General features: G+C 70.7%; 7 protein-coding genes. 1 reads left to right on the top strand and 6 read right to left on the bottom strand.

The features are described from left to right. The first annotated feature begins 941 nt into the window (after positions 1-941). Positions 942-2201, top strand: coding sequence for an HNH endonuclease signature motif containing protein (locus tag VGZ32_RS18920; protein WP_326887409.1), 1260 nt, complete (start codon positions 942-944; stop codon positions 2199-2201). Positions 2202-2740: 539 nt separating this feature from the next. On the opposite strand, the gene VGZ32_RS18915 is transcribed toward VGZ32_RS18920, so the two are convergent. The 6 genes from VGZ32_RS18915 to VGZ32_RS18890 form a co-directional block, all read right to left on the bottom strand. Next, positions 2741-4099, bottom strand: coding sequence for a glutamate-5-semialdehyde dehydrogenase (locus VGZ32_RS18915; protein ID WP_326887408.1), 1359 nt, complete (start codon positions 4097-4099; stop codon positions 2741-2743). Positions 4100-4109: 10 nt separating this feature from the next. Next, the gene (gene proB, locus VGZ32_RS18910) at positions 4110-5270 is read right to left on the bottom strand and encodes a glutamate 5-kinase (RefSeq protein ID WP_326887407.1); all 1161 of its coding nucleotides are present in this window, start codon (positions 5268-5270) and stop codon (positions 4110-4112) included. A 63-nt stretch (positions 5271-5333) separates the two neighbouring features. After that, a complete protein-coding gene (obgE, locus tag VGZ32_RS18905; protein WP_326887406.1) occupies positions 5334-6719 on the bottom strand; it encodes a GTPase ObgE in 1386 nt (461 codons plus the stop codon). A gap of 90 nt (positions 6720-6809) precedes the next feature. Further along, positions 6810-7067: a 50S ribosomal protein L27 gene (gene rpmA / locus VGZ32_RS18900; protein ID WP_326887405.1), complete on the bottom strand. Its 258-nt coding sequence runs from the start codon at positions 7065-7067 to the stop codon at positions 6810-6812. A gap of 6 nt (positions 7068-7073) precedes the next feature. Beyond that, positions 7074-7394 carry a 50S ribosomal protein L21 gene (gene rplU, locus VGZ32_RS18895; RefSeq protein ID WP_326887404.1) on the bottom strand — a complete coding sequence of 107 codons (321 nt, stop codon included), beginning with the start codon at positions 7392-7394 and terminating at the stop codon, positions 7074-7076. Positions 7395-7610: 216 nt separating this feature from the next. Then, on the bottom strand, positions 7611-8607 hold a 997-nt coding region (locus VGZ32_RS18890; RefSeq protein WP_326887403.1), incomplete at its 5' end, for a ribonuclease E/G.

Raw genomic sequence — 8607 nt, 5'->3', positions numbered from 1 at the left:
ACGGGCTGCTCCGACCGCCGATCGCGCTGTTCGGGGAAGCGCTCAGTCACCCGCGCAATTTATCCGATTTGTTGCCGCGAGAGTAGGGGCCTGACGTTCTTCAGAGGGAACCCTCAGGATTGTTTACGCCTCCTTGGCGATGAGCCGCATCGAAGGCTCTGATCGCCTACCTTCGCTGGACGCGAGCCGCAATTTGTGCCGCGTCCGCCTCCCATCGCACGCTCAGTTTCCGACGGTGTGCTCCGTGCTCCGGTCTGTTTCGACGCACGCGCTCCACGTGCGCCGGCATGCTCGACGCGCGCTCCACGTGCCCCGGTCTGTTTCGACGCCCGTGCTCCTGCCTCACTGGTGCTCGGCCGTCCCACTCGCGCTGTCGCTTCGCTGTCGGCTGCGACTGGGCCGGCGTTCGCCGGTACTGGGCCCCGCCCGCCCGCCCTCCGCTCCGCGGCCTGGTACGCGGCGGGCGGCTCCTCGCGTCGGGGCTAGACGCCCCTTTGGCTCCGGGGCCGCCCGCCGCTGGGTTCTCCGCGGGTTGGCCCGGTCTATCGGCGTGCCTGGGGGCTGCCGGTTGCTGGGTGGTGCGGGAGGCGGCGACGACACGGGTCTGTCGGCGCTCTCGTCGTGCGCGCGGCCGCCGGTGGCACTGCGCCTCTGCCTCCACCCGCACTCGCATCCCCTGCGCTGCCGCGCCTGTCGGCTGCCTGTACCGTTCCCACCCCTTGCCCTTCTCATCCGCTGCTTCCGCCGCCCTGCTGTCGCGGCTGCGACCGCGGCGCGCGCCCGCCCGTCCCAGCGCGCTCGGGTGCGCTCGTGCCCTGTTTGTACGACTTATGGGAATCCGCCCACATCCACCCCTTATATCCATCATCTGCGATAGAATCGGGGTACGGGAGCAGGCCGGTGGCCTGCGCGAACAGTATTCACGGGATGGGGTGTTGGGGATGGACGCGCACACGAACTTGGGCACGGATACGCCGGGGGTGGATGCGCTGGCTGCCCGGTTGGCGGTCGCGGCGCCCAGCGGCGGATTGTTGGACGGGGTGGACTTCGCTCGGTTGTCGGCGGCGGGGAGGATCGACGCGGTGGTCGCCTGCGCCCGGCACCTATCCCGCGCACACGCCCTGATGGTGCGCGCCCTGGGCGCGCTGGACACCGCCCGCGGCGGCGAGCCGGTGGACTGCACGGACGTGGAGGTCGCGGTGGCGTTGCGCTGGGCCCCCAGTGTCGCGCAGGACCGGTTGGCCGAGGCCGGGGCGCTGACCCGGCTGTTCCCCGAGACCCTGCACGCGGTGGCGCAGGGCGAGGTGTGGTTCGAGCAGGCGCGGGTCCTGGCCGAGGCCACCGCCACCCTCGACGACCAGGCCGCCCGCCAGGTGCAGGCCCGGGTGCTGCCCCTGATGCCCGCCCAGACCACCGCCTCCACCCGCCGGGCGGTACGCCGCGCCATCTGCCGCATCGACCCCGACAACATGGCCGCCCGGCATCAGCACGAGCGGGCCCGCCGCCGGGTCCAGGTGCGCCCCGAGCCCGACGGCATGGCCACCCTGGAGCTCTACGCAGCCGCGGACACCGTCGCCGCGATGGCCGCCACCCTCACCCGCCTCGCCGGCCAGCGCGCCGAGGGCGACACCCGCACCCTGGACCAGCGCCGCGCCGACACCCTCGCCGCCCTGGTCCTGGCCGCCGCCGGTGTCCGCGCCACACGGACATCACAACCCTCAATCCCCACGCTGGTACACGTCGTCGTGTCCGCCGACACCCTCCTTCGCGGCGGCCACGAACCCGCCGAGCTCTCCGGCCACGGACCGATCACCGCCACCCACGCCCGCCAGTTGGCGTTCGCCCCCGGCTCCCAATGGCGCTGGCTGCTCGCCGCCAAAGACGGCACCCTCATCCACGCCTCCCCGAACACCTACACCCCCACCCGGGCCGTCGCCCGCTTCGTACGCCTACGCGATAAGACCTGCGCCTTCCCCCACTGCCACATGCCCGCCACCCGCTGCGACCTGGACCACACCGTCCCCTTCAACGCAGGCGGACCCACCACCCCCGACAACCTGCACCCCCTGTGCCGCCACCACCACCAACTCAAAACCCGCCGCCAATGGACCGCACACCCCGCAGACACCACCGGCACCCTGCAGTGGACCGCACCCACCGGACACACCTACACCACCACCCCCCACACCCACGCCACCTAATGTCCGCCCCACACGGAATGATGTCCGCCTGACACGGACAACAGGACACTGATTTGAATCCCAGGGTCGGTTCAGGAAACCACCACCACCCCCGACACACCACCCTCAAGCCGCCACCGCGAAACCGGCGCCACCGCCACCACCTCCCAGACCCACGACGCGCCAACAACCAACGGCGCACCCCGAACCAGCGGCATACCCGAACCTTCGCGTCCCCCGAACCTTCGCGTCCCCCGAACCTTCGCGTGCTCCGTGACTTCGGTGCGCCCCGAACCTGCGCGCCCTGTGCTGCTGACGCGCGTCCGCGACCCGCGGCACCACACCCAGCCACGCGACACCTAGCCACGCCACACCCAGCCACGCCGCGACTACTCGCTGCCCCCACCCTCACCCCCAACACCGGCAGCCGACGACCCAACCCGGTACAGCGGCACTTCCTCGTCGCCGCGCCTTTCACCACCCACACAAACCACACCCGGCAACCGCAGTCCCGTTCGGCGGGAACTCCCCCCGTTGCGCTGAGCTTGCTTGGGGAGCGGTCAGAGGTTCGAGTTGCGGGCCTTGGTCTGGCCGTCGCCGATCACGATGTACTTGGTAGAGGTGAGTTCGGGCAGTCCCATCGGGCCGCGGGCGTGCAGTTTCTGGGTGGAGATGCCGATTTCCGCGCCGAAGCCGAACTCGCCGCCGTCGGTGAAGCGGGTAGACGCGTTGACCACCACTGCGGCCGCGTCCACCTTCGACGTGAAGGCGCGGGCCGCCGCCTGCGACTTTGTGATGATCGATTCGGTGTGTGCGCTGGAGTACTCGCGGATGTGCTTCACCGCCGCGTCGAGCGAGTCGACCATGGCTGCGGCGATGTCGAGCGAGAGGTATTCGGTGCGGAAATCGTCGTCGGTCGCTGCTACGACATCGCCGTTGTCCTCGGTCGCTGCCACGATGTCGCCGTCGACATCGCCGCCGTCGCCGTTGTTGTCGCTGCCGCTGATGCTGTAGCTCACGATGCGTTCGTCGCCGTGTACCTTCACGCCGGCCTGCTTGAGCGCCTTGAGGGCCTTGGGCACGAACGCATCGGCGATGTCCTTGTGGACGAGCACCGTCTCGGCCGAGTTGCACACGCTGTACCGCTGCGCCTTCGAGTCGATCAGCAGCTCGACCGCCAGATCCACGTCCGCGTCGGCGTCCACATACACGTGGCAGTTGCCGACTCCGGTCTCGATCACCGGCACCGTTGAGCCGGTGACCACCGACTCGATCAGGCTCGCTCCGCCACGCGGGATGATCACATCCACAAGTCCGCGCGCCTGCATCAGTTCCTTGACGGAATCGTGGGTGTCGCCGGGGACGAGTTGCACGGCGTCCATAGGCACCGCGGTACCGGACAGGGCCTTGCGCATCACGTCGACCAGTGCGGTGTTCGATGCCTTCGCTGAGGACGAGCCGCGCAGCAGGGCCGCGTTGCCGGACTTCAGGCAGAGGCCCGCCGCATCGACCGTGACGTTCGGCCTTGCCTCGTAGATGATGCCGACGACGCCTAGGGGCACCCGCACCTGCCTTAGCTCCAGGCCGTTCGGGAGGGTCGAGCCGCGCACGACCTCGCCGACCGGGTCCGGCAGCGCAGTCATGTCGCGCAGCGCGTCGGCGATATTTGCGATCCGGGCATCGGTCAGGGTGAGCCGGTCGACGATGCCTTCCGACGTGCCGTTCTCCCGGGCCCGGGCGACGTCTTCGGCGTTTGCGGCGACGATCCGCGGGGCCTCGGCCACCAGCGCGTCGGCGAGCGCATGCAGCGCCTGGTCCTTCTGCGCGCGGGTGAGCACCGCCAGCTCGGCCGCGGCCGTGCGGGCCCGCCGCGCCGCGCGTACGACCTCTGACTGGGTCGATGCGGTCTGCGTCGTCATGTCGTCCATCCTAATCCTGGGCTTTCGCCAGAACGGCCAGGTCGTCGCGGTGCACGACCTCCCGCTCGTACTGCGGACCCAGCGCGGCGGCCAAGTCGCGGGTGGATCGGCCGAGCAGTGCGGGCAGCTCGGCGGCGTCGTAGTTCACCAGTCCCCGGGCGACGGGGCGGCCATCGGGGTCGACGAGATCCACTGGGTCCCCAGCGACGAACGTGCCGGAGACGGCGGTGATTCCGGCAGGAAGGAGGGAGAGCCGGCGGCGGACGATGGCGTCGACCGCCCCGGCGTCGAGGGTGAGGTTGCCGCGTGGGGCGGTGGCGTGGGCCAGCCAGAGCAGGCGGGCCGTCGAGCGCGTCCCGGTGCGGTGGAAGAGGGTGCCCACAGGCTCGCCAGCGAGTGCTCGCGCGGCGTACGCGGCCGTGGTGAGGACGACCGGTATCCCGGCCTCGGTCGCGATCCGGGCCGCCTCGACCTTGGTGACCATGCCGCCGGTGCCCACTCCCGCCCGTCCGGTCGAGCCGATCTCGATCTTCTCCAGGTCTTGGGGGCCATACACGTCGGTCACCGGGCGCGCGCCGGGTTTGCGGGGATCGCCGTCGTAGAGCGCGTCCACGTCGGAGAGCATGACCAGCAGGTCGGCATCGACGAGATGGGCGACGAGCGCGGCGAGGCGGTCGTTGTCGCCGAACCGGATCTCCTGCGTGGCGACGGTGTCGTTCTCGTTGACGATCGGCACGAAGCCGAGCTCCAGCAGGCGCCCGAGGGTCTGCAGCGCGTTGCGGTAGTGCGCGCGGCGGGTCAGGTCGTCGGCGGTGAGCAGAACCTGGCCGACGCCGTGGCCATGGCGAGCGAAGGACTGCGTGTACCGGGCGATCAGCAACCCCTGGCCGACGCTCGCCGCCGCCTGCTGCATCGCCAGGTCGCGCGGGCGGTGGGCCAAGCCGAGCGGGGCGAGCCCGGCGGCGATGGCGCCGGAGGAGACCAGCAGCACCTGCGCCCCGGCGCCTTTGGCCCGGAACACCGACTCATGCAGCGCGTCGACCAGGGCGTCCACCCGGCTGCCATCGAGCCCTCCGGCCGCGGTGGTCAGCGAGGAGGAGCCGACCTTGACCACGATCCGTCGCGCGGAGGCGACATCCTTGCGGGTGTCCGTGGTGTCGTGGTCGCTCACGTGGTCAGGATACGTTCGGCGGCGCGGGGGCCGCCGGGCAATATCGTCCTGTGGACGGGCCGGTCACTCGTACAGGCGGTCGTCGGAGCCGCGCGGACCCAGGTGCTCGGCGCCGGTGGACAGGGTCGGGCGCCAGTCGAAGACCACCGCGTCGTCCCCGTCCCCGATCACGACCTCGTCGCCCTCGTGCGCGCCCATCTCCAGCAGCGCCTGCTCCACGCCGAGCCGGTTCAGCCGGTCGGCGAGGTAGCCCACGGCCTCGTCGATCGAGAAGTCGGTCTGCCGCACCCAGCGCTCCGGCTTCGTCCCGCGCACGACGTAATGCTCGTCCTCGAAAGTGAGGGTGAACGGGACTTCGTCGACGGCCTTGGGGCGGATCACCGTGCGCACCGGCTGCTCCGGCGGACGGGCCGCGCGGGCCTGCTCGACGATCTCGGCCAGCGCGAACGCCAGCTCGCGCAGGCCCTGGCGGCTGACCGCGGAGACCTCGAAGACCCGCAGGCCGCGCGCCTCGAGGTCGGGGCGGACCAGCTCGGCCAGCTCCTTGCCCTCGGGGATGTCGGTCTTGTTGAGGACCACGAGGCGGGGACGGTCGGAGAGCTTGCCGTAGGCGCCGTGCTGGCCGTCCGGGATGTCTGCCTCGTAAGCCGCGAGCTCGGCCTCGATGACGTCCAGGTCGCTGAGCGGGTCGCGGTCCGGCTCGAGCGTCGCGCAGTCCAGCACGTGCACGAGCACGGCGCAGCGCTCGATGTGCCGCAGGAACTCGTGGCCGAGGCCCTTGCCCTGGCTGGCGCCGGGGATCAGGCCCGGCACATCCGCCATCGTGAACACGTGCTCGTCGGCGGTGATCACGCCGAGGTTCGGCACGAGCGTGGTGAACGGATAGTCGGCGATCTTCGGCTTGGCCGCCGACATCGCCGCGATCAGCGAGGACTTTCCGGCGCTCGGGTAACCGATCAGCGCCACGTCGGCCACGGACTTCAGCTCGAGGACGAAGTCGCCCTCCTCGCCCGGCTCGCCGAGCAGCGCGAAGCCCGGGGCCTTGCGCTTCGTCGAGGCCAGCGCCGCGTTGCCCAGACCTCCCGGGCCGCCCTTGGCCAGCACCAGTTGGGTACCGGCGCCGATCAGGTCGGCCACCAGCTCGCCGCTCTTGGTGCGCACCACCGTGCCGCTGGGAACGGGCAGGACCACGTCGGCTCCGTTGGACCCCTGCCGCAGGCCGCCCGCGCCCGGCTTGCCGTTGCCCGCGCTGCGGTGCGGTGCGTAGTGGAAATCGATCAGCGAGGTCACCCCCGGGTCGACGAGGAGGATCACGTCCCCGCCGCGTCCGCCGTTGGCCCCGTCCGGGCCGCCGAGCGGCTTGAACTTCTCCCGGTGGACCGACGCGCAGCCGTGGCCGCCCCTGCCGGCCGCGACGTGCAAGACCACGCGATCTACGAAGGTGGCCATGGCCGGTGCTCCTTGAGTATCAGGGGTGCGCAAAAGACAGTACGCCGGATCCACCAGGACCCGGCGTACTGGGAAGTCGCGTGCGACGCGTCAGGCGTCGGCGGTGACGATGTTGATGACCCGGCGGCCCCGCCGGGTGCCGAACTGCACCGCGCCCGCGGCCAGCGCGAACAGGGTGTCGTCCTTGCCGATGCCCACGTTCTCGCCCGGGTGGAAGTGGGTGCCGCGCTGGCGCAGCAGGATCTCGCCGGCGTTGACCCGCTGGCCGCCGAAGCGCTTCACGCCGAGCCGCTGGGCATTCGAGTCGCGCCCGTTCTTGCTGGAAGAGGCGCCCTTCTTGTGTGCCATGTCGGGTTACTTCTTCCCGGTGTCGATGGACGTGACCTTGACCTGGGTGTACTTCTGGCGGTGGCCCTGGCGCACCCGGTAGCCGGTCTTGTTCTTGTACTTGAGGATGTCGATCTTCTTCGCCTTGACCTCGGCCACGATCTCGGCGTGGACCTTGACACCCTCGAGCACCCACGAGTCGGACGTGACCGAGTCGCCGTCCACCACGAGCAGCGCCTGCAGCTCGACGGCGGTCCCGGCGGGCTTCCCGGGGATCCGGTCCACCTGGACGACGTCGCCGACGGCGACCTTGTGCTGCCTTCCGCCGCTGCGGACGATCGCGTACACCGCTACTCCTACGATTTATCCGCCTGCGCGCGGAGAACTCATACGTCATCGCCGCGACAAGCCGAAACTGTCGATTACAACCAGAGGGTCCGGCGCGGACGGGCCGCGGGACTCGGGGCGGGTCGGGAAACACGCCGAAAAGCAAGCGTACGGACCAGGTACCGGTGCGGTCAAACCGAGACCGCACCGGCTTAGCAGGGTCCGCAGCCGGCGGCGCTAGGAAGCCTCGGCGGCGCTGGCCGGACCCGCGGGCCGACTGGCCGCGCGCCGCCTGCGGCGCGGGCGCCCGGTGTCCGAGAGGGCCGTGCCGAGGTCTTCGGACGCGACTGCCGCGTCCGGGTCGTCCTCGTGCGCGCGCAGGTTGAGCGGTTCCGCAGAGCTGACGGGCACCTCGTCGGGTTCGGGCGTGTCAGCGGACGTGGCGCCGCCGATCGCCGCGTCCTCACCGTCGTGGTGCTTGCCCTTGCGCTTGCGCCGCCTGCTCGCCCGGCTCTCCGCCGCACTTGTCGCGTGCTCGGCCGGGGCTTCGTGCTCGAACTCGGCCGCGCCGTTGTCCTCGGTCCGGGCAGAGCGGTCGCCGCCGCGGCGTCCGTGCGGCTCGGCCGGGTCGAGGTGGATGATCACGCCGCGGCCGTTGCAGTGGTCGCAGGTCTCCGAGAACGCCTCCAGCAGGCCCTGGCCGACCCGCTTGCGGGTCATCTGCACCAGGCCGAGCGAGGTGACCTCGGCCACCTGGTGCTTGGTCCGGTCCCGGCCGAGGCATTCGAGCAGCCGCCGCAGCACCAGCTCCCGGTTCGACTCCAGCACCATGTCGATGAAGTCGATCACGATGATGCCGCCGAGGTCGCGCAGCCGCAGCTGCCGGACGATCTCCTCGGCCGCCTCCAGGTTGTTGCGGGTGACCGTCTCCTCCAGGGAGTTGCTGCCCTGCCCGGTGAACTTGCCGGTGTTGACGTCGATGACGACCATCGCCTCGGTCCGGTCGATCACCAGCGAGCCGCCGCTGGGCAGCCAGACCTTGCGGTCCAGCGCCTTGGCCAGCTGCTCGTCGACCCGGTGGACCGAGAACACATCGGTCTCGCTGGTCCAGTGCTCGACCCGCTCGGCCAGCTCCGGCGCCACGCCGCTGAGGTACTCGTGGATCTCCTTGTAGGCTTCGTCGCCCGAGACGATGAGCTTGGTGAAGTCCTCGTTGAAGATGTCCCGGATGACC

Source organism: Actinocrinis sp., from assembly GCF_035938995.1.
Taxonomy (GTDB): Bacteria; Actinomycetota; Actinomycetes; order Streptomycetales; family Catenulisporaceae; genus DASZGI01.
This window is presented reverse-complemented; position numbering and strand designations above follow the sequence as displayed.